22 protein-coding genes and 1 riboswitch are annotated in these 20,961 nt (G+C 67.6%); of the genes, 13 read left to right on the top strand and 9 right to left on the bottom strand.

All coding sequences use genetic code 11. The features are described 5' to 3' along the window. Positions 1 to 17: 17 nt before the first annotated feature. Entirely contained in the window at positions 18 to 722 is a 705-nt protein-coding gene (locus tag DR_RS06990; protein ID WP_010888001.1) for a metallophosphoesterase family protein, read from the top strand. 49 nt (positions 723 to 771) lie between these two features. Here DR_RS06990 and DR_RS06985 read toward each other — a convergent pair whose 3' ends face one another. The 6 genes from DR_RS06985 to uvrC form a co-directional block, all read right to left on the bottom strand. Next, positions 772 to 1,542, bottom strand: coding sequence for a MetQ/NlpA family ABC transporter substrate-binding protein (locus DR_RS06985; RefSeq protein ID WP_010888000.1), 771 nt, complete (start codon positions 1,540 to 1,542; stop codon positions 772 to 774). 31 nt (positions 1,543 to 1,573) lie between these two features. Then, positions 1,574 to 2,344 (bottom strand): MetQ/NlpA family ABC transporter substrate-binding protein, encoded by a 771-nt coding sequence (locus DR_RS06980; RefSeq protein WP_010887999.1) that lies wholly within the window; start codon positions 2,342 to 2,344, stop codon positions 1,574 to 1,576. A gap of 19 nt (positions 2,345 to 2,363) precedes the next feature. Beyond that, the gene (locus tag DR_RS06975) at positions 2,364 to 3,020 is read right to left on the bottom strand and encodes a methionine ABC transporter permease (protein WP_010887998.1); all 657 of its coding nucleotides are present in this window, start codon (positions 3,018 to 3,020) and stop codon (positions 2,364 to 2,366) included. Next, a complete protein-coding gene (locus DR_RS06970; RefSeq protein ID WP_010887997.1) occupies positions 3,017 to 3,994 on the bottom strand; it encodes a methionine ABC transporter ATP-binding protein in 978 nt (325 codons plus the stop codon). Before DR_RS06970 ends, DR_RS06975 begins: the two co-directional genes overlap by 4 nt. 132 nt (positions 3,995 to 4,126) lie before the next feature. Then, positions 4,127 to 4,259, bottom strand: a riboswitch (SAM riboswitch). Positions 4,260 to 4,318: 59 nt separating this feature from the next. Then, on the bottom strand, positions 4,319 to 5,101 hold the full coding sequence (locus DR_RS06965) for a phosphatase PAP2 family protein (protein WP_010887996.1): 783 nt from the start codon (positions 5,099 to 5,101) through the stop codon (positions 4,319 to 4,321). 295 nt (positions 5,102 to 5,396) lie between these two features. Beyond that, entirely contained in the window at positions 5,397 to 7,250 is a 1,854-nt protein-coding gene (gene uvrC, locus DR_RS06960; protein ID WP_010887995.1) for an excinuclease ABC subunit UvrC, read from the bottom strand. A gap of 99 nt (positions 7,251 to 7,349) precedes the next feature. Between uvrC and lnt the strand changes: the two genes are divergently transcribed. The 7 genes from lnt to aspS all read left to right on the top strand — a co-directional run bounded on the left by lnt (position 7,350) and on the right by aspS (position 15,180). Then, positions 7,350 to 8,798 (top strand): apolipoprotein N-acyltransferase, encoded by a 1,449-nt coding sequence (gene lnt, locus DR_RS06955; protein ID WP_034350439.1) that lies wholly within the window; start codon positions 7,350 to 7,352, stop codon positions 8,796 to 8,798. Between the two features lie 54 nt (positions 8,799 to 8,852). Beyond that, entirely contained in the window at positions 8,853 to 9,638 is a 786-nt protein-coding gene (locus DR_RS06950; RefSeq protein ID WP_010887993.1) for an alpha/beta fold hydrolase, read from the top strand. Then, on the top strand, positions 9,631 to 10,425 hold the full coding sequence (locus DR_RS06945; RefSeq protein ID WP_010887992.1) for an alpha/beta fold hydrolase: 795 nt from the start codon (positions 9,631 to 9,633) through the stop codon (positions 10,423 to 10,425). The genes DR_RS06950 and DR_RS06945 overlap by 8 nt, the downstream gene beginning before the upstream one ends. 81 nt (positions 10,426 to 10,506) lie before the next feature. Then, positions 10,507 to 11,676, top strand: coding sequence for an alanine--glyoxylate aminotransferase family protein (locus tag DR_RS06940; protein WP_034350436.1), 1,170 nt, complete (start codon positions 10,507 to 10,509; stop codon positions 11,674 to 11,676). A gap of 101 nt (positions 11,677 to 11,777) precedes the next feature. After that, a complete protein-coding gene (hisS, locus tag DR_RS06935) occupies positions 11,778 to 13,061 on the top strand; it encodes a histidine--tRNA ligase (protein ID WP_010887990.1) in 1,284 nt (427 codons plus the stop codon). A 75-nt stretch (positions 13,062 to 13,136) separates the two neighbouring features. After that, positions 13,137 to 13,379: a DUF2171 domain-containing protein gene (locus tag DR_RS06930; protein ID WP_010887989.1), complete on the top strand. Its 243-nt coding sequence runs from the start codon at positions 13,137 to 13,139 to the stop codon at positions 13,377 to 13,379. Positions 13,380 to 13,449: 70 nt separating this feature from the next. After that, the gene (aspS, locus tag DR_RS06925) at positions 13,450 to 15,180 is read left to right on the top strand and encodes an aspartate--tRNA ligase (protein ID WP_027480025.1); all 1,731 of its coding nucleotides are present in this window, start codon (positions 13,450 to 13,452) and stop codon (positions 15,178 to 15,180) included. A gap of 61 nt (positions 15,181 to 15,241) precedes the next feature. Here the strand turns inward: aspS and DR_RS17130 are convergent, their stop codons facing one another. The 3 genes from DR_RS17130 to DR_RS06915 all read right to left on the bottom strand — a co-directional run bounded on the left by DR_RS17130 (position 15,242) and on the right by DR_RS06915 (position 16,895). Then, the gene (locus DR_RS17130; protein ID WP_338107119.1) at positions 15,242 to 15,715 is read right to left on the bottom strand and encodes a membrane dipeptidase; all 474 of its coding nucleotides are present in this window, start codon (positions 15,713 to 15,715) and stop codon (positions 15,242 to 15,244) included. Then, positions 15,697 to 16,233: a membrane dipeptidase gene (locus DR_RS17125; RefSeq protein ID WP_010887986.1), complete on the bottom strand. Its 537-nt coding sequence runs from the start codon at positions 16,231 to 16,233 to the stop codon at positions 15,697 to 15,699. Before DR_RS17125 ends, DR_RS17130 begins: the two co-directional genes overlap by 19 nt. After that, positions 16,227 to 16,895: an HAD family hydrolase gene (locus DR_RS06915; protein WP_010887985.1), complete on the bottom strand. Its 669-nt coding sequence runs from the start codon at positions 16,893 to 16,895 to the stop codon at positions 16,227 to 16,229. Before DR_RS06915 ends, DR_RS17125 begins: the two co-directional genes overlap by 7 nt. Positions 16,896 to 17,033: 138 nt before the next feature. Between DR_RS06915 and gap the strand changes: the two genes are divergently transcribed. The 5 genes from gap to tpiA all read left to right on the top strand — a co-directional run bounded on the left by gap (position 17,034) and on the right by tpiA (position 20,872). Continuing rightward, a complete protein-coding gene (gene gap / locus DR_RS06910) occupies positions 17,034 to 18,026 on the top strand; it encodes a type I glyceraldehyde-3-phosphate dehydrogenase (protein WP_010887984.1) in 993 nt (330 codons plus the stop codon). Positions 18,027 to 18,116: 90 nt separating this feature from the next. Beyond that, the gene (locus tag DR_RS06905; protein ID WP_027480023.1) at positions 18,117 to 19,286 is read left to right on the top strand and encodes a phosphoglycerate kinase; all 1,170 of its coding nucleotides are present in this window, start codon (positions 18,117 to 18,119) and stop codon (positions 19,284 to 19,286) included. Next, complete coding sequence (locus DR_RS06900) at positions 19,283 to 19,717, top strand: bleomycin resistance protein (RefSeq protein WP_010887982.1); 435 nt, start codon at positions 19,283 to 19,285, stop codon at positions 19,715 to 19,717. The genes DR_RS06905 and DR_RS06900 overlap by 4 nt, the downstream gene beginning before the upstream one ends. Further along, the gene (locus DR_RS06895) at positions 19,714 to 20,076 is read left to right on the top strand and encodes a nuclear transport factor 2 family protein (protein ID WP_010887981.1); all 363 of its coding nucleotides are present in this window, start codon (positions 19,714 to 19,716) and stop codon (positions 20,074 to 20,076) included. Before DR_RS06900 ends, DR_RS06895 begins: the two co-directional genes overlap by 4 nt. A gap of 61 nt (positions 20,077 to 20,137) precedes the next feature. Beyond that, positions 20,138 to 20,872, top strand: coding sequence for a triose-phosphate isomerase (gene tpiA, locus DR_RS06890; RefSeq protein ID WP_010887980.1), 735 nt, complete (start codon positions 20,138 to 20,140; stop codon positions 20,870 to 20,872). The last annotated feature ends 89 nt before the right edge of the window (positions 20,873 to 20,961 follow it).

The raw sequence follows: 20,961 nt of genomic DNA, 5'->3' as shown, positions 1-20,961 counted from the left end.
ATTAGGATGGCAACACCTTGCGAATCGCCTTTCTCAGTGACCTCCACGGTAATATCCATGCCCTGACCGCGGTCAAGCGCTTCCTGAACGAGCAGATTGTCAATCAGGTGGTGGTCGTCGGGGACCTGGTGGGCTACGGCGCCTCACCGGGGCCGGTGATCGATTTCGTGCAGCGCGAGGGCTGGCCGGCGAGCATGGGCAGCAGCGACCTGCGGGTGGCGCTGGATTTCGGCGAGCGCGAGGGCCGGCGCGGGGTGGCCGATCAGGTGTTGCAGTGGACGCGTAAGACGCTCTCGCCCGCCCAACTCGACTTTCTGCGCCGCTTGCCCCCGGGCGGGCGCCTGACCACCCCGATCGGTCGCGTGCGCTATTTCCACGGCTCGCCGCACGACCCCGAGCAGCGCCTCGACCTGATGAGCAGCGAAACCGAGCTGCGGCGGCTGGCCGAACCCCTCGCCGCGCGGGTGATCGTGGTGGGCGGCACCCACGTCCCCTTCGTGCGGACGGTGGACGAAACGACCTTCGTCGACCCCGGCAGCGTGGGGCTCTCGCTCAACCACGAGCCGGGTGCTGACGTCGCCATCGTGGACTGCGTGGGCCGCAAGCCCAAGATCAGCCTGCACAAGGTGCCTTACGACTACTCGTCGAGCGCCTTCGACATCATGGCCTGGAACCTGCCGCCAGTGATTGCCGACGTGATCCGCAGCGGCAAGATGGGCTGAAAAGAATGGAAGGCGAGGTTCAAGTCCTCGCCTCCCTCCTTGCCCTAACTCAGAACGCCGGAACGATGGCCCCGCCGTACTTTTTCAGAATAAAGGCCTTCGTCTCCTTGCTCTGAAGGACCCTGACCAGCTTGAGGTAATCGGGGTTTTTCAGGGTGGCGGGCTTGGCGGCGAGCACGTTGGCGTAGGGGCTGTTCTTGTCTTCGAGCTTCAGCGCGTCTTTCAGGGGGTTGAGGCCCGCTTCGAGCGCGTAATTGGTGTTGATGACGGCGGCGTCCACGTCTCCGAGGGCACGCGGGAGCTGCGCCGCTTCGAGCTCGCGGAATTTCAGGCGCTTGAGGTTGGTCGTGATGTCCCGCACCGTGGCGCTGATGCCCGCCGAGGGTTTCAGGCGAATCAGGCCCGCCCGTTCGAGGAGTTTCAGGGCGCGGCCACTGTTGCTCGGGTCGTTCGGCAGCGCGATGGTGGCGCCGTTTTTGAGGTCGCTCAGCTTCCTGACGCGCTTGCTGTAGACGCCCATCGGCTCCACGTGCACCTTCGCCCCGGCGACGATGCCGAGCGGACGATTTTGCTGGAAGCTGTTCAGGTACGGGACGTGCTGGAAGAAGTTCACGTCGATGGCCCCGTCCGCGAGCGCCACATTGGGCTGCACGTAATCGGTAAATTCGCGGATTTCGAGCTTGACGCCCTGCTTGGCGAGCAGGGGCTTGACGAATTCGAGCAGCTCGGCGTGCGGCACCGGGCTCGCTCCGACGCGCAGGGTGCCCGCCGCAGCGGTGGAGGGAAGGAGCAGGGCGGCCAGCATCAGAGTTTTACGCATGGTGATTTCCTTTGGAGTGGAGAGAAAGAGCTCAGAACGCCGGAATCACGCTGCCGCCGTACTTCTTCAGCAGCCAGGCTTTCGCCTCCGGGCTGGTGAGCGCGGCGGTGAGCTTTTTCAGGTCGGGGTTGTTCAGGTTGGCCTTGGTGGTCGCCAGAATGTTGACGTACGGGCTGTTTTTGCCCTCGTGAAACAGGGCGTCTTTGGTCGGGTCGAGGCCGATGTCGAGCGCGTAGTTCGCGTTGACGATGGCGGCGTCGACGTCCTGCAACGAGCGCGGCAACTGCGCGGCTTCGAGTTCGCGGAACTTGAGCCCCTTGATGTTGCTGATGATGTCTTTGGGCGTGGCACTCACCCCAGCGCCGGCGCGCAGGCGAATCAGGCCCGCTTTTTCGAGCAGCAGCAGGGCGCGCGCCTCGTTGCTCGGGTCGTTGGGCAGGGCGATGGTGGCACCCTTTGCCAACTCGGTGACCTTGCTCACGCGTTTGCTGTAGAGCCCGAGCGGCGGCAGGTAGATCTTTTTCACCGGGACGATGCCAAGCGGGCGGTTTTGCTGAAAGGCATTGAGATACGGCGTGTGCTGAAAAAGGTTGGCGTCCACGCTGCCTTCGCCGAGGGCCACGTTGGGCTGCACGTAGTCGGTAAATTCACGGATTTCGAGCTTGACGCCCTGTTTGGCGAGGATGGGCTTGACGAATTCGAGCAGTTCCCCCGCCGGCACTGGCGTCGCGGCGACGCGCAGGGTGCCCGCGCTGGCAAGCGAGGCGAAAGCGAAGGTGGACAGAGCAAAAATCTTACGCATGGTCGGCTCCTTGAGGGGGTCAGCGGTGGTCGGCGCGGGCGGCGGCGCGGTCGCCGAGCCACTGCGCGCCCTGCACCAGCAGCAGCAACACGAGAACGGTGGCGATCATCACGCCGGTTTCGAAGCGCTGGTAGCCGTAGCGAATCGCCAGGTCACCCAGCCCCCCGCCACCGATGGCCCCGGCCATGGCCGAGTACCCGATGAGGCTGACAAACATGACGGTGAACGAGTGAATGAGCGCGGGCCGCGCCTCGGGAAGCAGCACCTTGCCGACGACCTGAGCGGTGCTCGCGCCCATCGCGCGGGCGGCCTCGGTCACGCCGTGCGGCACGTCGCGCAGGGCGCCGTCCACCAGCCGGGCCACGAAGGGAATCGCGGCGATGGTCAGCGGCACGATGGCGGCGGTGGAGCCGATGGAGGTGCCCGTCACCAGGCGGGTCAGCGGAATGAGCAGCACCAGCAGGATGATGAACGGCAGGCTGCGTCCGATATTGACCAGGGCGTCGAGCACCCGAAAGACCACGCCGTTCGCCTTGAGCCCGCCGGGCCGCGTCAGCGTGAGCAGCACCCCCAGCGCCACGCCGAGCACCTCGGCAATCAGCGCGGCGGGGAGCACCATCCACAGCGTTTCCAGCGTGCCCTGCCACAGCAGCGGCCCGAGCTCGGCCCAACTCATGCGCTCACCGGCGCGGGCGTCCAGACCTCAGCCGAGGGCCGCAGCGCGGACAGGTCGCCCGCGTCCTCGCGCACGACCAGCCAAGCGTCCACGCCCTGCGGGTGGGCCTCGGCCTGCACCAGCCGCGCGCCGAGCCGGGCCAGTGCCGCAAGCGTCTGGGCGCCGAGGTCGTCCAGATTGACGTGCCGCAGCACTTCTCCGGCGCCGAGCGTGACCTCGGGGCGGTGGGCGTCGAGCAGCGCGCGCGTCACCTCGTGCTGCGGCTGCGCAAGCAGGTGTCGGGTAGGGCCCTGCTCCACCAGTCGCCCCCGGTCGAGCACCGCGACGTGGGTGGTCGCCGCCCGCACGACTTCGAGCTGGTGCGTGACGATAAGCAGCGTCAGGTCGCGCTCGCGCTGCAAGCGGGTGAGCAGGTCCAGAATCCCGGCGCTCGTCTCGGGGTCGAGCGCACTCGTCGCCTCGTCGGCGAGCAGCAGGTCGGGGCCAGTCACCAGCGCGCGCGCAATGCCGACGCGCTGCTTTTGCCCGCCGGACAGTTGCGCGGGGTAGCGGCGGGCGAAATCGGCCAGACCCACCTGTTCGAGCAGTTCCAGCGCGCGTTGTTCCCGCTGCGCGCGGGGCTGCCCGGCGAGTTCGAGCGGCAGGGTCACGTTGCCGAGCACCGTGGGCTGCGCGAGCAGGTTGAAGTGCTGAAAGACCAGTCCGGTGCGCGCCTGACGCTGGCGCTGCTCGGCGCGGCCCAGCCGGGTCACGTCCTGGCCCTGCACGAGCAGCCGGCCCGCATCGGGCGTTTCGAGCCCGGAAATCAGCCGCACCAGCGTGCTTTTGCCTGCGCCGCTGCGTCCGATGATGCCGGTGCGGCTGCCGCGCGCAACGGTGAGGGTCAAATCGCTCAGCGCCGGCGCCGGCTGGCCGGGGTAGGTTTTGCTGACGCCTTCGAAGTGCAAGGCTGGGGGGGAGGACGGTAAGGTCACGGGGCGGGCCTCCGGTGGGGAGAGCGGAGAGGTCGGCCCAAAACGGGCGTCCCCTTCCTGGACGAAAAGAAGTCTGGAAGGGGACGCCCAGGGCTGAGCCGTCCGTTGGAACCCGCGAAGAGGACCCGCCTTCCTTTATCGTTCCCGCGGCGCCGCCCATCGTCGGGCGCTGCTCGCGCGGGTCTGGAAAGCACCGCTGCCGTGATGAGGGCCGGTTGCTGCGGCGGTCATGGGGCCAGGTCCCTGCGCCGACTCTGGATAAAGGTGACCCTGCACGTGCCAGGGCCGAACACCAACTCTAGAAAAGAAGACGAATTCTGTCAACTACTTTTCATCTGCTGGGCGGACTGCGGGCCGCTTGAGCGGAGGCCGGGTGTCGTGCTCGCCCGCCGGAGCGCGGCGCAGCGCCGGCCAGCGCTGGCCCATCGTCAGGTAGAGGCCGAACACCCAGGCCGTACTCGCCAGAAAGCCCGCGAGCACGTCGCTCGGGTAATGCACGCCGAGGTAATTGCGGCTCGCGCCGACGAGCAGCGCCCACAGCACGCCGAACACGACGAGCGGCCACCCGGCCTTCGAGCGCCAGAAGGCGAGCGCGAGCGCAATTCCGAAGGCCGCGTTCGCCATCGCGTGCCCGCTGGGAAAGGAAAATCCTGGCTCGCGCAGCACGGCGATGAGTTCGTCGGGCCGGGGCCGGTGAAACATCACCTTGGCGAGCACGTTGAGCAGCGTGGCCCCCGCCACCGCCAGCACCAGAAACGCCGCGTGCACGTTGGCGCGCGCGCGGTGCAGGCCCCAGGCGACGAGCAGCGTGATGATCGGCAGCCCGCCCACCCCGGCGACGAGCGCGAGCACCTGCGCCGCCTGCGTCAGCCCCGGTGTACGGCGCGCGGCGTACCACTCCAGAATCGTCCGGTCCCAAACAAACCCGCCGTGTTTGAGCACGTCGTCGGCGAGGTCGGCAAACAGCAGCAGCGGCGCCAGCACCGCGAGCAGCAGCAACAGCACGGTGCGCCCGTGCTGCCGGATGATGTGCTGAGGCGGCGGCGTCGGGGCCGGGCTGACTGGGTTAGGCGGGCTTGAAGTGGGGGGCGTGGGCGCGGCGGGCATCCCGCCATTGTCCCCTGAAGATCAGCCTGCTGTCAGCGCCCCGGCCTGAAGCCAGCGTGAAGGAAGGGGGCCCCCTCCGCCATTTGGCGCAGCGAGCCCCCGCCAGGAGGCGCATGTGCGCGCTCCCCCCGGCCCGGCATCCTGTGAGGCAGGAGGAGACCGCCCATGACCTACTTTTTCGACCCTGAAGCCCACGCCGCCGCCCTGCGGGCCGAAGCCGCGCAGCGCCGCCTCGCTGCACTTGGGCGCACCACCCGTTGGCCCCGGCTGCGAAACTGGCTGATGCGAAGGGGGCTCAGCCTCCTGCGCGCGGCAACTGGGCTTCGCGCGCCTGCAAAAACTCTTTGACGCTTTGCGCCGCCCTCAAGGTCATCCCCGGCACGGCGGCGATGTGCTCAACGGGGGCGGCGGCGAGGTCTTCCAAGCTGGTGAAATGCTCGAGCAGGGCGTCGCGCCGCTTTTGCCCGATGCCCGGCAGGTCGTCGAAGACCGAGCGCAACATCCCCTCGCCGCGCAGCTTGCGGTGGTAGCTCACCGCGTAGTTGTGCACCTCGTCGCGCACGCCGATGAGCATCCGCAGCGCCGGGTGGGTGTGCGGGAGCAGCAGCTCGCGGTCCACGCCGACCTCGGTCCCCGTTTCCAGCCACCACTGCGCCCCGTAGCGCCCCGGCAAAATCAGGCGCTCCTCGCGCTTGGCGAGGCCGACGACCGGCACCTGCACGCCGGCTTCCTTGAGGGCGTCGAGCGCGGCGTTCACCTGCCCGCGCCCGCCGTCGATCAGCATCAGGTCGGGCAGCGGCAGCTTGTCGGCGAGCGAACCGGTGAAGCGGCGGTAAATCGTCTGCTTCATCGACTCGTAGTCGTCGGGGTGCTCGAGTCCGCGCACCTTGAAGCGGCGGTGCTCGCCCCGGCGCGAGCGCCCGCCCTCGAAGACCACCATGCCTGAGACGATGTTGGTGCCAAACAGGTTCGAGTTGTCGTAGCCCTCGATGCGCCAGGGCCGCTCGGGCAGCGCGAGCACGTCCTTGAGCGCATCCAACCCCGGATGGTCGCCCCGGCGTTCGAGCAGCGCCATTTCCGAGTCGAGCCCCACCGCCGCGTTGCGCTGGGCCATCTCGATCAGGTCGGTCTTGTCGCCGCGCTTGGGGGTGCGCATCTCGACGCGCCGGCCCGCCTGCCGCGAGAGAAACTCGCTCCACAGCGCGGCGTCCTCGTACTCGGCGGGCAGCAAAATCAGCGGCGGCACGTGCGTCGCCTGGGTGTAGTAGTCGGCAACGAAGGCGCCGATGATTTCGCCGAGGCCCGTTTCGTCGGCCCCCGTCAGGAAGCGTTTGTCGCGCCCCACCACGCGCCCGCCGCGCATCCGGAACAGCTGCACCATCGCAAACTCGCCCGCCTGCGCCGCCCCCAGAAAGTCGAGGTCGGTTTCCTCACTGACAAAGGCGTGCTGCTCGGTGCCGAAAAGCTTTTCCACCGCCTGCACCCGGTCACGCAGCCGCGCCGCCTGCTCGAAATCCTGGCCCTGCGCCGCCACCTTCATGTCCTCTTTCAGCCGGGCGATGACCGGCGCGGCGCGGCCTTCGAGCAGCGCTTTGACGTCCTCGACCGCCTGCCGGTATTCATCGGGCTGCGCGGCGTCGATGCACGGTCCCAGGCAGCGGCCCATGTGGTAATTCAGGCAGGGGCGCGGCTTTTTCTGCATCGGCAGGCCCGAATTTTTACGCAGCGGAAACATGGTGTCGATCAGGTGCTTGACCCGCCGCACCGCCGAGGCGTCGGGATACGGCCCGTAGTAGTTCGCCCCGTCCTTGAGCACCCGGCGCGTGACCACGAGCATCGGGTACGCCTCGTTCGTCAGCTTCAGGAACGGATAGTGCTTGTCGTCCTTGAGCAGCACGTTGTAGTGCGGGCGGTGCTGCTTGATGAGGTTGGCTTCGAGCACGAGTGCCTCGACCTCGTTGGCGGCGCTGATGAATTCGAGCGACTCGGCGAGCTTGGTGAACTTGCCGCTCTTGCCGCCCGCCTTGAAGTGCTGCGACACCCGCGAACGCAGGTTGTTCGCCTTGCCGATATAAATCGGCACGCCCCCCTTGCGAAAGATGTACACGCCGGGAGTGGTGGGCAGCACGGGCAGGTCGTCGAAATGCACGCCGCCAGCATAGGGGAGGGCCGGCCCCCAACAAAAGCAAGGGACTCACAGATGCCCGGCCGAGACCCCTCACCCTTCCGGCACGTACACTCGGTGCCGATGCCGCGCCGCCCGCACCTGCCGCCCCCCGCCGTGTCCGCCCTGCTCGGGGTGGCCCTCGCGCTGACGATGCCGCCGCTCAAGACGGGACTGCTCGCGCCGTTTGTCCTCGCCGCGCTGCTGTGGTACGCCGCGCAAGCCCCCGCCCCCCGGCAGGTCGCGGGCCGGGTGTGGTGGGCGGTCTTCGCCCTGACGACCATTCACCTGTGGTGGCTGACCGCCTTTCTGGGCAACATCTTCAGCTTTCCGCCCGCCGGGGTGCTGGCGTTCGCGCTCTACGCCCTCGAAGGCGGATTCTTTGCGCTGATGGCGTATGTGGTCGCCCGGCTCGTTCACTCGCCGCGGGGCCGCGTCTGGGCGCTCGCGGGCGGCTGGGGCGTGGTCGAATACCTGCGCTTTCTCGGCCCGCTCGCCTTTCCCTGGCCGACGCTCGGGTATGCGCTGCTGCCCACGCCGCTGATTCAGGTGGCCGACCTCGGCGGGGTGCTGCTGGCGAGCGTGCTGATTCTCGGCCTCGCGGCGGCGCTGGCGAGTCGGTCTAAAAAGGGCGTCCTGACCGTGAGCCTGGTCTGGCTCGCGGCCCTCGGCTATGGCCTGACGCGCACGCCGGGGGAGGGCCCCGAGCAGCCGATGCGGGTGCTGCGGACGACTTTCGATTCGTTTGGGCGGGCAACTGGGTATGTTTCGCCTGAGCAGCAATTCTCCCAGATGCTCCCGGTCAGTCAGAGCCGCCCGCCCGGCAGCGTCCTCGTCTGGAGCGAAACGGCGCTGATGCTTCCTGCACCTCCGAGCACCGTGCCGCAGTTCCCGGCTCCGGGCATTACCGGCCTGCGTACCCTGACGCCTGACCAGAACAGTGTGATTTCCGTGAACACTGACGGTCAGGTGACTGGACAGAATGTCAAGGCCAAGCTCGTGCCCTTCGGCGAGGAATTCCCATTTTACCGCATTCTGAAACCCGTCTACGGCCTTTTCGAGAAAGCGCTCGGCTTCGAGTTCGGTTCTCTGGAAGCGGCCAGGACCGTGCAGCCCCTCAGCCTGAACGGCGTCAAATACGGCACCTACGTCTGCTACGACTCGGTGTTTCCCTGGGTCGCCCGGCAACTTGCCCGCCAGGGCGCCGGGCTGCTCGTCAACCCGTCCAACGACGGCTGGTACCAGGGCTGGGGGGTGCAGCAGCATTTCTGGATGGGCCGGGTGCGCGCCATCGAGCAGCGGCGCTGGCTGGTGCGCAGCGTGAACCTCGGCGTGGCCGGCGCGGTGGACGACCTCGGGCGCCCGGTGCAGACCGTGGACCGGGGCGACGCCGTGCAGTCGCTCGACGTGCGCCCGAAGCTCCTCGGCAGGCAGACGCTCTACGCCCGGCTGGGCGACACGCCGGCGCTGGCGCTGCTGCTGGCACTGGTGGGCGTGGGGGTCTGGCGCCGCCGTGAAGGCATTCACTCCTAAGAGGGATTAGGTAAGAATGTCCATCGCTGACCGTTCGTTCCCGGTTCAGGCCGTATGCTGGGCCGCGTGAAGGTCGAGGAATACCGCGAAGGGGCCGCCACCCTGCGCTATCAGGTGTCGGGGACAGGCGGTGACCCGGTGGTGCTCATTCATGGCCTGAGCGGCTCGTGGCGCTGGTGGCGGCGGCAACTGCCGGTGCTCGCCGCGCGTCACCGGGTGTACGTCGTGGACCTGACCGGCTACGGCCACCACGCCGCGTGGCGGCAGCGTTCGCTCGGGGTGCGCGAGGACGCCGCGCTGATCGCCCGCTGGCTCGCGGCGCAGGGCCTCGAGCACGTCACCCTCATCGGGCACTCGATGGGCGGGCACATCGCCGTGCATGTCGCGGCGCTCGCGCCCGAGCGGGTCAGCGGGCTGGTCCTCGCCTGCGCGAGCGGGCTGCTGCGGGACCACCCGGTGCGCGCCGCGCTGCATCTCCCCCGGGCGGCGCTCACCGGGCGACCCTCCTTTTTGCCGGTGATTCTCGCCGACTCGGCGCGGGCGGGGCTGCCCAACCTGTGGCGCTCGGCGACGCAACTGCTGCGTGACAGCGTGCTTGAGCTGCTGCCCGACATCCATGCCCGCACGCTGGTCGTGTGGGGCGGGCGCGACGCCCTGATTCCGGTGGCGCTGGGGCGGCAGCTCGCGGCGAGCATTCCGGGGGCGCAGTACGTCGAGCTGCCGCGCGCCGGGCACGTGGTGATGGTGGACGACCCGGCGGGGTTCAACCGGGCGGTGCTCGAGTTTCTGGCCCAGGATGCAGAGACCCAGGACCCAGGAACTCAGGTGCCGGGTGCGTAACGGCCACTCGCAGTGGACGCTCGTTGACGGCCTGTGGACCCACGCCCGGGTGCTCGGCAGTGGGCCGCCGCTCGTCGTGGTGCCGGGGCTGGGCTGCGCGTCGTGGATGTACGAGCGCGTCGGGCGGCACCTCGCGCGCACGCGCACGGTCTACCTCTACGACCCGCCGGGGCACGGCGACAGCCAGGGGCGCCCCGGTGAACCGGCCTGCATCGCGGACCTCACCGACCACCTCGCAGCGTGGCTGAACGCGAGCGGGCTGCGCTGCGCCCCGCTGTTCGGGCATTCGCTCGGCGGCGAAGTCATTTTCGACCTCGCGGCGCGCCATCCGCGCTGCACCACCGGGCTGATCGCCTGCGCCCCCACCGGCATTCCCGAGAACCCCAGCGTGGCCGCGCAGCTCGTGCGGCTGCTCCGCGACCTGCCGCGCGAGCGCCCCGGGTTGTGGCCCGGCGGCCTGCGGGCGTACGGGCGCGCCGGCCCCGGCACCATGTACCGCCTCGCCCACGACCAGAGTCAGCACCACACCGGCGCCCTCTTGCCCCACATCCGGGTGCCCACGCTGCTGCTTGACGGCGACCGCGACCCGGTGATTCGCGGCTGGACCGTCGAGGAAATCCAGCGCGGCATCCCCCACGCCGTCATCCGCGTCATTCACGGCGGCACCCACGCCCTGACCGACAGCCACCCCCGCGCGGTGGCGAGCTACGCACGCGACTTTCTGGAGCTGCTCGGCGACCACCACCTCCACACCGGGGCGCAGTATGACCGGGCTTTGAAGCAATAATGTTGCGTATTATGTGTCCGATAAGCACAAAAGAGCAATAAAGTTGCGCGCTTAGGCCTGCGGGGCTAGACTCTTCCGGTGATGTTCGAGGATACCCACGACGAGCACGTTCTGCTGACCCCCGGCCCGACGCCGATTCACCCGCGCGCGCAAAAGGCGCTGATTCGCTCGATGCTGGGGCACATGGACCCCGAGGTCTTTGCGCTCAACAGCGAGATTCAGCGCGACCTGCGCGAGATGTACGGCACCGAGCCGGAGGGCTTTACGGCGCTTCTCGCCGGCACGGGCTCGCTCGGGATGGAAGCGGGCTTCGCCAATCTGGTGGAAGCGGGCGACGAGGTGCTGGTGTGCGCCAACGGCAGCTTCGGGCGCCGCATGGCCGAGATGGCGGCGCGCTACGGCGCCAAAGTCCGCCTCGTGACTGCGCCGCTGGGCGAGGCGATCAAGCCGGCGGATGTGGCCGCGCACCTCGACGACGACATTTCGATGGTGGCCGTCGTTCACGGCGAAACGAGCACCGGCGTCCTGAATCCGGTGCCCGAGATTGCCGAACTCGTGCGCGGCAGCGGGGCGCTGCTCACGGTGGACGCGGTGACCACGGCGGGCATGGAACCCTTTCATATGCAGCAGTGGGGCGTGGACTACGCCTACACCGGGGCGCAAAAGTGCCTCTCGGCCCCTCCCGGCCTGGCCCCGGTGGCGATCAGCGAGCGCGCCTTCTCGCGCTTCGCCGCCCGGCGCACCCAGACGCCGCTGTGGTACTGCGATTTCGAGGGACTGCGCGACTACTGGGTGAACCACACCTACCACCACACCGTGCCGGTCAACCTGCACTTTGCGTTCCACGCGGCGCTGCGGGCGGCCCTGGAAGAAGGCCTGGAGGCCCGGCAGGCTCGCGTGCGCCTGATGGGCCGCGTGATCGAGCGCACCCTGGCGCCGCTGGGCTTCTCGCACTACGTTCGCCGCCCTGAAGACCGCCTGCCGACCGTGCTCGCGTTGCGGCTGCCCGAGGGCTTCGACGACGCTGGCCTGCGCCAGGCCCTGAGACAGCGCGAAATCAGCGTGACCGGCGGCCTTGGCCCCACGGCGGGCGTGATCTGGCGCCTGGGCCTGATGGGCGAGTCGGCGCGGCCCGGCCCCTACCACCGCCTGATGACCGAACTCGAGGATCTGCTCGGGGCGCCGGGGCTGCTTGACCGTTACGAAGCCGTGCTCGCCGAGGAGCAGCGGGGCGAACTGGCGCTGGCCTGAGCGTCTGCGTGCGGGGCCGCTGGGAGAACCCTGGCGGCCTTTTTCTCGTTTAAGCCATCTGGCCTTGGCCCCGCGCGCGTCCGGGCGCTTACACTCTGCGAATGGCGATTCAGCGTCCCAAAGGCACCAACGACCTCCTGCCGAGCGGCAGTCCCAAGACCGAAGCGTTTCAACGGGCCGCGGCCCACGAGTGGCTGATCGCGCAGGCCCGTGAAGTGCTCGAACGCGCCGGGGCGCAGCGCATCGACACGCCGATGTTCGAGGAAGCCGAACTCGTCAAGCGCGGGGTGGGCGGCTCGACCGACATCGTGCGCAAGGAGATGTTTACCGTCTACTACTTCGGCGACCACGGCGGCTACGTGCTGCGTCCCGAGGGCACGGCGAGCATCGTGCGGGCGTATCTGGAGAACGGGCTCAAGCAACTGCCCGCGCCGCTCAAGCTCTGGACCTCGGGGCCGATGTTCCGCGCCGAGCGGCACCAGAAGGGCCGCTACCGCCAGTTCACGCAGGTGGATTACGAGGTGCTGGGCTCCGCCGACGCGCTCGTCGACGCCGAGGCGATTGCGCTGATGGTGGCGGTGGTGCAAAAGCTGGGGCTGCGGGGCGTGCGCGTCAAGCTCGGGTCCATCGGCGACCCGGAGGACCGCGAGCGCTACAACGCGTACCTGCGTGATTTGTTCTCGCCGCACTTGGGGCGCCTCTCCGACGATTCCAAAGACCGCCTGGAGCGCAACCCGATGCGGATTCTGGATTCCAAGAGCGCGAGTGACCAGGAACTGCTGGCCGAGCTCAGCGTGCGGCCCATGCTCGACTTCCTCGGCGAAGGCGCCGCCGCCGACTTCCGGCAGGTGCAGGCCTACCTGAGCGACTGGGGCGTGCCGTTCGACCTCGACCCGAGCATCGTGCGCGGGCTGGACTATTACCGCCGCACCGCCTGGGAACTCCACTACGAGGGCATCGGCGCCAAGTCGGCCCTGGGCGGCGGCGGGCGCTACGACGGCCTGAGTGAACAACTCGGCGGCGGCAGCGTGCCGGGCATCGGCTGGGCGTTCGGCGTCGAGCGGCTGTTGCTGGCGCTCGAGCAGGAAGGCATCGAGATTCCGGGCAGCGGCGGGCCGCAGCTCTACGTCGCGGCGCTGGACGAAGAAAACGTGCCGCTGGCGGCGCGGGTGGCGCTCGCGGCCCGCGCGTCTTGCCGCGCCGAGTTCGCCTACCGCGCCATGAAACCGGGCAGCGCCTTCAAGGACGCCGAGCGCCGGGGCGCCGTGTGGGTGGGCCTCATCGGGTCGGAGGAAGCCGCCGCCGGGACCCTGAGCCTGAAAAACCTGCACACCGGCGAGCAAAAGACCGTGCCGGTCGGGGAGCTGGGACAGGCCCTTGCTTGAGCGCCGCCCGCTTTCTTTACGCGTCGCCAACGTCCGGCTCACTGGCAGCTCTGGATCAGCGCGCACGATAAGTCCATGAACACCGATCAGATCAAGGAACACATGCCGATCATCTGCGCCGATGGAAAAAACCACGGCGAAGTGGACCACCTCGACGGCGAATACATCAAGATCGCCAAGGACGCCCAGGGCCAGCACCACTGGCTGCCGCTGAGCGCGGTGGACCATGTGGATGAGCATGTTCACCTCAAGCTCTCGCACGAGCAGGTGCATCAGCAGATGCTCAGCGAAGACCCGCACCCCGAGCACCGGAAGTAAAACGCCCCCTGAAGAGCGGCAGCCGCCCACGCGCTGCCGCCTTTTCATGTTTGGCGCATAATCGGGGGTGATGAAACGCACGTCCCTGATCGGCCAGCTCGGCCAAGCGCAGCAACAACAAACCGTCACCCTGCAAGGCTGGGTCAGCCGCCGCCGCGACCTGGGCGGCCTGATTTTTCTAGAGCTGCGCGACCGCTCCGGCACCGTGCAGGTGCAGGTCGAGCCCGATTCTCCCGCTTTTGCCGAGGCCGACCGCCTGCGCGCCGAGTACGTGGCCGAAATCGAGGGCACCTTTCAACCCCGCCCCGAGTCGCAGCGCAAGGGGGGCCTGGCCGACTTCGAGGTCATTGCCAGCCGGGTCAAGGTGTTGAACGCCGCCAAGACGCCGCCTTTTGAACTCGACAAGGGCGAGAGCGTGGCTGAGGATATTCGACTGAAGTACCGCTACCTCGACCTGCGCCGCCCGGAGATGCAGCGCGCCCTGATGCTGCGCTCCAAGGCCGTGACCGCCGTCACCGAATTTCTCGACGCCGAGGGCTTTATTCAGGTCGAAACGCCGATGCTCACCAAGTCCACGCCCGAGGGCGCGCGTGACTTTCTGGTGCCCTCGCGCCTGAATCCCGGTGAATTCTACGCGCTGCCGCAGAGCCCGCAGCTGTTCAAGCAACTGCTGATGATCGCGGGCTTCGACCGCTACTACCAGCTCGCCCGCTGCTTCCGCGACGAGGACCTGCGCGCCGACCGCCAGCCCGACTTCACGCAGCTCGATATGGAGATGAGCTTTGTCGAGCAGGACGACGTGCTCGAAGTGCAGGAGCGGCTGCTCGCGCACGTGTTCAGGCGGGTGCTGGACGTGGAGTTGCCTCTCCCCTTTCCGCGCATGAGCTACTTCGACGCGATGGACCGCTACGGCTCCGACAAGCCGGATTTGCGCTTCGACTCGGCCTTTACCGACGTGACCGGGCTGTTCCGGGGCGGGGAATTTGCGGCGTTTGCAAGTGCCCCGAGCGTCAAAGTCCTCGTCGCGCCCGAGCTGACGCGCAAGCAGATCGACGAACTCGAGCGCGTCGCCAAGCAAAACGGCGCGGGCGGTCTGGCCTGGCTGCGGCGTGACGGTGAAGGGTTTACGGGCGGCATCTCCAAGTTCGTGGGCGGGATTGCCCCGCAGCTGATCGAGCAGACCGGCGTCGCGCAGGGCGGCACGCTGCTGTTCGCGGCGGGCGAGTGGAAAAAAGCGGTCACGGCGCTGGGAGCGGTGCGCCTCGCGCTGCGGGACCTGTTCGACCTGGCGGCGGGCGGGCCGCAGTTTCATGTGTCCTGGGTGGTGGACTTTCCGCAGCTCGAATTCGACGAGGACTCGCAGAGCTGGACCTACATGCACCACCCCTTCACCGCGCCGCACCCGGGCGACGTGGCGCTGTTCGGCACCGAGCGGCAGGGCGAGATGCGCGCGCAGGCCTACGACCTCGTGATGAACGGCTTTGAAATCGGCGGCGGCTCGGTGCGTATTCACGACCCCGAGGTGCAGGCGAAGATGTTCCAGGCCATCGGCTTTTCCGAGGAGGCTGCGCGCGAGAAGTTCGGCTTCTTTCTCGACGCGTTGGAATACGGCACGCCTCCGCACGGCGGCATCGCCTGGGGCTTTGACCGCCTGCTGATGCTGATGAGCGGCGCGGGCAGCATCCGCGAAGTCATCGCCTTCCCCAAAAACAACCGCGGCGCCGATCTGATGGCGCAGGCCCCCTCCCCCGTCGAGGATGCGCAGCTCGCCGAAGTGGGCGTGCAGGTTCGGGGCGAATAAAAAGCGGGGAGCGTAGGCTCCCTCTCTTTTGGGTTCGATTGTGAAAAGAAACGCTTGGTATCTAACTTGAGAAAAGATGCTCAAGCAGCCAGCGTTGCCAGTTCTCGCCTCGGACGCCGGCCTGTGCTTCTTGTGGCAGCAGGTCGAGAAAGCGCGTGAGGTCACGGTAGCGGTCGATGCCTGCCGGGGTCTTCTCGGCCCCGAAGCCGCCGTCGAGGTCGCTGCCCAGGCCGAGGTGCTCCCAGCCGACCAGCGCGGCGAAGTGCTCGGCGTGGCGCACCAGGTCGCCGAGCGGGGCGCGCTCGGCGCCGGGGCGCCAGCCGGGGCGGGTGAATTTGCTGTGGACGACCATGCCCAGCACGCCGCCAGTGGAGACGATGTGCCGCGCCATCTCGTCGCTGAGCTGCCGGTTGCCGGGCACCAGGGCGCGGGCGTTGGCGTGGGTGGAGACCATCCGCACCCCCAGTTCGGCGGCGTCCCAGAAAGAGACGTCGTCGAGGTGGGAGGCGTCGAGGGTCAGGCCGAGGTCGCGCATCGCCTGCACCAGCTCGCGGCCTTCCGGGGTGAGTGGGCCGGGCGCGTCGGTGCCGCCGGCATGGCGGGTGCGGCCCCAGCCGGGCCGATGAGGCGCACGCCGCGCTCCTGCCAGAAANGGAGGTCGTCTGGCCCCGCCACCGGGTCGGCGCCTTCCATCAGCAGCACCACGCCGAGGCTTTCGGAGGGCGCGCCGAGGTGCTCGCGGAGGTCGGCGCGGGTGCGTAACAGCCGCAGCCAGCCTTCTTCCTGCCAGCGTTCGTACTGCGCGAGTTGCGCGAGGGCCTGCGCCCGTGCTCCGGCGTGGTCCACGTAGCCGTCGTGCTCGGTCGTTTGGGGCAGCGCGAAGAGGGTGCCGAACGCCACCCGCAGGCCCGCCGCCGCGAGTTCGGGAAAGGTGACGGTGGCCGTCTGTGTGGGGGCGAGGGGATCGGTGCGGCGCAGTTCGGTGAGCTCCTGCGTCAGGTCGCGGCCCTGCCCCGCGTTCCAGGCGAGGTCGAGGTGGCTGTCGATCAGCACAGCTCGAGCACCTCCCTTAGGTCGCTCAGGGCGCCGGGTGTCTGGCCGCTGTGGTCGATCAGCGCCGCGCGCATCCCCACCGCCTGCGCCGCGCTGACGTTTTCGGGCCGGTCGTCGATGAAGAGCACTTCCTCGGGCCGGCAACCCAGCGCCTCGGCGGCGAGGGTAAAGGCGCGGGCTTCGGGCTTGTGCACCCCGAGCAGGCAGGTCGCCAGCGGCACGTCGATCAGGTCGGCGAGGCCCAGGGCGTCCAGCGTGCGGTCGATGCTCGGCAGGGTGTTGCTCAGCACGCCGGTTTTCAGCCCGCGGCGGCGCAGTTCGCTCAGCACCTCGCGGGCGCCCGCGACTGGCTTCATGTAGCGCTCGTAGGGGTAGGCGGCCATCACTTCGGCGGCGGCCTCGGGGCCCAGGCCTAGGCGGGCGGTCAGGTCGCTGCCGTACTCTTCCCAGAACTGCTCCTCGTCCTCGTGCGAGCGCAGGTCCCACCAGTCGTTCATGCGTTCTTCCCAGACCTGCGCCAGCGTGTGCCCGGCCTGCCGGGGGTCGAGCCCGAAGCGCTCCTGCATCCACAGCGCCGCTTCGCGGTACACGGCGGGGTCGGTGAGGGCGAGGGTGTCGTCGCGGTCGAAAAGCACCGCTTGGAGGGGGGGGGCGGCTGTCATGCGGGCCAGTGTACGGCGCCGTGTCTGGCGGGGCGCGTTCCCGCCGCCGGGACGGCAAACGTGAGGTTTGTGGTTAAACTGTGTGCTGCGAGGCGCACAACGTGATACAGGGTTGGCCCTCAGACCCGGAGGTCTCTCATGAAAGTAGGCATCAACGGCTTTGGCCGCATCGGTCGGCTGGTTTTCCGCATCCTCGAAGCGCGCGGCGTCGAAGTGGTCGCCATCAACGACCTGACCGACAACCACACGCTGGCGCACCTGCTCAAGTACGACTCGACCGCCGGGCGCTTTGACGGCACCGTGGAGTACGACGAAAGCAGCCTGACGGTCAACGGCAAGAAGATTCAGGCCATCGCCGAGCGCGACCCCGCCAACATCAAGTGGGGCGAGTACGGCGCCGACATCGTGATCGAATCCACCGGCATCTTCACCAGCCGCGAAGGGGCCTCCAAGCACATGCAGGGCGGGGCCAAGAAGGTCATCATCACCGCGCCGGCCAAGGGCGAGGACTTCTCCATCGTGCTGGGCGTGAACGACGAGCAGTACGACCCCGCCAACCACCACATCATCTCCAATGCCAGCTGCACCACCAACAGCCTCGGCGTGCCGATGAAGGTCATCGACGAGGCGTTCGGCATCGAGAAGGCCATCATGACCACCGTGCACAGCTACACCAACGACCAGCGCGTGCTGGACCTGCCGCACAGCGACCTGCGCCGCGCCCGCGCCGCTGCGATCAACATCATTCCCACCTCGACCGGCGCCGCCAAGGCTGTGTCGCAGGTGTACCCCGCGCTGAAGGGCAAGTTCGACGGCACCAGCCTGCGCGTGCCCACGCCCACCGGCTCGATCAGCGACGTGAGCGTGATCCTGGGGCGCGACGTGACTGTCGAGGAAGTCAACAACGTCTTCCGTGAAGCCGCGAACGGCAAGTACAAAGGCATCATGGCCTACACCGAAGACCCCATTGTGCTGACCGACATTCAGGGCGACCCGCACAGCGCGATCATTGACGGCGGCCTGACCATGGCGATGGGCAACCTCGTCAAGTTCTTCTCGTGGTACGACAACGAGTGGGGCTACAGCAACCGCATCGCGGACCTGGTGCAGCTCGTTCAGAACAAAGGCTAAACGTTGAGAGGTGATGGTTGATGGTTGACGGGTTTGTGCCCGCTCCATCAACCATCACCTCTTGACCATCCACATTCCGGAGGAACACCCATGCAAAACCTCAGTCAATTGGATGTCAAGGGCAAGCGCGTCCTGGTGCGCGTGGACTACAACGTGCCGGTTGGGGACGGCGTGGTACAGGACGACACCCGCATCACGGCGAGCGTGCCGACCATCAAGAAGCTGCTTGACGGCGGCGCCAGCGTCGTGCTGATGAGCCACTTCGGACGGCCCAAGAATGGCCCCGAGGACAAGTACAGCCTGAAGCCGGTGGCTGAGGCCGTCAGCCGCGCACTCGGGCAGGACGTGAAGTTCATTCCCAGCCTGCCAGGCAGCGACGAAACCCTCCAGGCCGTGCAGGCGCTCAGGCCCGGTGAAGTCGCGCTGCTGGAAAACGTGCGCTTCGAGGCGGGCGAGGAAAAGAACGATGCGGCGCTGAACGACAAGCTGGCCAAGCTGGGTGACGCCTTCGTCCTCGACGCGTTTGGCTCGGCGCACCGGGCGCACTCGTCGGTCAGCGGCGTGGCCGGCAAGCTACCGCACGCGGCGGGCGGGCTGCTCCAGAGCGAAGTGGACGCGCTCGGCAAGTTGCTGCACGCGCCGGAGCATCCCTACGTGGTCATCATCGGCGGGGCGAAAGTCAGCGACAAGATCAAGGTGATCGAGAACCTGCTGCCCAAAGTGGACCGCATGCTGATCGGCGGCGGAATGATGTTCACCTTCATCAAGGCGCGCGGCGGGCAGATCGGCAACAGTCTGGTGGAAGACGACCAGCTTGACCTGGCGAAGGGGTTGCTGGAGAAGTACGGTGACAAGCTGCTGCTTCCGACCGACGCGGTGGCCGCCGACAAATTCGCCGCCGATGCTCAGAGCAAAGTCGTCCCTGCCGACCAGATTCCTGACGGCTGGATGGGCCTCGATATCGGGCCTGACACGCAGCGGGCGTATGCCGACGCCTTGCAGGGCGCCAAAACTGTCTTCTGGAACGGTCCGATGGGCGTGTTCGAGTTCGACCAGTTCGCGGCAGGCACCAACGCGGTGGCGGCGGCGGTGGGGAGCCTGAAAGACCAGGCCTACACCGTGGTCGGCGGCGGCGACTCGGTGAGCGCCATCAACAAGAGCGGCAAGGCCGACCAGATCGACCACATCTCCACCGGCGGCGGTGCGAGCCTGGAACTGCTGGAAGGCAAGGAGCTGCCCGGCGTCGTGGCGATGGCGTGAGCGAACCTGACCTTGTCCCGGAACTGGCGGTGGCCGACCTGGCCACCAGTCTGGGCTTCTGGGTCAACCTGCTGGGCTTTGGGCTGAAGTACGAGCGCCCGGAGGAGGGTTTTGCCTATCTGACGCTGGGCAATGCCCACAGCATGCTCGACCAGATTGGGCAGTCCCGCACCTGGGAAACGGCGCCGCTGCAACGGCCACTGGGCCGGGGAATCAACTTTGAGATTAGTGTTTCAGATCTTGACGTGCCTCTGGCCCGCCTGATGGCGGCAGACTGGCCGCTGTTTCTGGCCCCCGAAGAAAAATGGTACAGAGCAGGCGACCACGAGACAGGCGTGAGGCAATTTCTGGTGCAAGACCCCGACGGGTATCTGGTGCGCCTGTCCATAAGTCTGGGGCAGTGCCCGCTCCTGCAGGAGGCCACACGATGAATATCAATGACGCCCGCGACCTGATCACCCGTCTCTTTACCATCATCGACAGCGCGGATTATGACCGCCTGGGCGACGTTTTTGCTGCCGACGCCGTCTACGAGCGCCCCGGCTATGAGCCTTTGCAGGGGCTGCCGCGCATCGAGCAGTTTTACCGTCACGAACGGGTCATCGGCTCGGGCCGACACACCGTGGAAGATGTGACCTGCTCGGAGACGGGCAGTGCCGTGTCGTTCGGCGTTTTCCGGGGAACCAGCCGCGCAGGCGAGGCTCTTGAAGAACGCTTTGCCGACGTGTACCGCGTGCAAGACGGAAAAATCGTGCAGCGCACGACCTATTTTTTCCGGCCCGCCATTTAATTCGGCAAAGCCGCAGGCGTGAGTTGGTCTCCCCTGCGGCTTTGCTTCTCAAGGAGAAACTATGCAGACCCTCTTGGCTCTCAACTGGAAAATGAACAAGACGCCCACCGAAGCGCGGTCGTGGGCGGAAGAACTGACCACCAAGTACGCCCCCGCCGAGGGTGTGGACCTCGCCGTGCTGGCCCCGGCGCTGGACCTCTCGGCGCTGGCGGCCAACCTCCCGGCAGGCATCGCCTTCGGCGGGCAGGACGTTTCGGCCCACGAGTCGGGCGCCTACACCGGCGAAATCAGCGCGGCGATGCTGAAAGACGCGGGCGCAAGCTGCGTGGTCGTCGGTCACTCCGAGCGCCGCGAGTACCACGATGAAAGCGACGCGRATGTGGCCGCCAAAGCGCGTCAGGCGCAGGCAAACGGGCTGCTGCCGATTGTTTGCGTGGGTGAAAACTTGGATGTGCGCGAGCGCGGCGAGCACGTGCCGCAGACGCTGGCGCAACTGCGTGGCAGCCTGGAAGGCGTGGGCGCCGACGTGGTCGTGGCTTACGAGCCAGTCTGGGCCATCGGCACCGGCAAGACGGCCACAGCGGACGACGCCGAGGAACTCGCTGCCGCCATTCGTGGGGCGCTACGCGAGCAATACGGTGCCCGCGCTGAAGGCATTCGCGTGCTGTACGGCGGCAGCGTGAAGCCGGAGAATATCGCCGAGATTTGCGGTAAGCCCAACGTGAACGGCGCGCTGGTCGGCGGTGCGAGCCTCAAGGTACCGGATGTGCTGGGGATGCTGGACGCGTTGAGGTGATGTTTTGGTCTTCCCTGGCGTAAGTGGGGGCTGGGGAAGGCTGTTTATTTACCATGCCTTCCAATCTTTTTCATATAAAATTTTTTACC

The organism is Deinococcus radiodurans R1 = ATCC 13939 = DSM 20539 (assembly GCF_000008565.1).
GTDB lineage: Bacteria > Deinococcota > Deinococci > Deinococcales > Deinococcaceae > Deinococcus > Deinococcus radiodurans.
The sequence above is the reverse complement of the archived record's forward strand: the minus strand, read 5'-3'. Positions and strand labels throughout refer to the sequence as shown.

Excerpts from the sequence above, each read along its gene's own strand:
- gap (WP_010887984.1), top strand. The coding sequence starts at position 17,034 with ATGAAAGTAGGCATCAACGGCTTTGGCCGCATCGGTCGGCTGGTTTTC.
- DR_RS06895 (WP_010887981.1), top strand. The coding sequence starts at position 19,714 with ATGAATATCAATGACGCCCGCGACCTGATCACCCGTCTCTTTACCATC.
- aspS (WP_027480025.1), top strand. The coding sequence starts at position 13,450 with ATGAAACGCACGTCCCTGATCGGCCAGCTCGGCCAAGCGCAGCAACAA.
- hisS (WP_010887990.1), top strand. The coding sequence starts at position 11,778 with ATGGCGATTCAGCGTCCCAAAGGCACCAACGACCTCCTGCCGAGCGGC.
- DR_RS06950 (WP_010887993.1), top strand. The coding sequence starts at position 8,853 with ATGCTGGGCCGCGTGAAGGTCGAGGAATACCGCGAAGGGGCCGCCACC.
- DR_RS06975 (WP_010887998.1), bottom strand. The coding sequence starts at position 3,020 with ATGAGTTGGGCCGAGCTCGGGCCGCTGCTGTGGCAGGGCACGCTGGAA.
- DR_RS06965 (WP_010887996.1), bottom strand. The coding sequence starts at position 5,101 with ATGCCCGCCGCGCCCACGCCCCCCACTTCAAGCCCGCCTAACCCAGTC.
- DR_RS06985 (WP_010888000.1), bottom strand. The coding sequence starts at position 1,542 with ATGCGTAAAACTCTGATGCTGGCCGCCCTGCTCCTTCCCTCCACCGCT.
- lnt (WP_034350439.1), top strand. The coding sequence starts at position 7,350 with ATGCCGCGCCGCCCGCACCTGCCGCCCCCCGCCGTGTCCGCCCTGCTC.
- DR_RS06915 (WP_010887985.1), bottom strand. The coding sequence starts at position 16,895 with ATGACAGCCGCCCCCCCCCTCCAAGCGGTGCTTTTCGACCGCGACGAC.
- DR_RS06905 (WP_027480023.1), top strand. The coding sequence starts at position 18,117 with ATGCAAAACCTCAGTCAATTGGATGTCAAGGGCAAGCGCGTCCTGGTG.
- DR_RS06930 (WP_010887989.1), top strand. The coding sequence starts at position 13,137 with ATGAACACCGATCAGATCAAGGAACACATGCCGATCATCTGCGCCGAT.
- DR_RS17130 (WP_338107119.1), bottom strand. The coding sequence starts at position 15,715 with ATGCGCGACCTCGGCCTGACCCTCGACGCCTCCCACCTCGACGACGTC.
- DR_RS06940 (WP_034350436.1), top strand. The coding sequence starts at position 10,507 with ATGTTCGAGGATACCCACGACGAGCACGTTCTGCTGACCCCCGGCCCG.
- DR_RS06980 (WP_010887999.1), bottom strand. The coding sequence starts at position 2,344 with ATGCGTAAGATTTTTGCTCTGTCCACCTTCGCTTTCGCCTCGCTTGCC.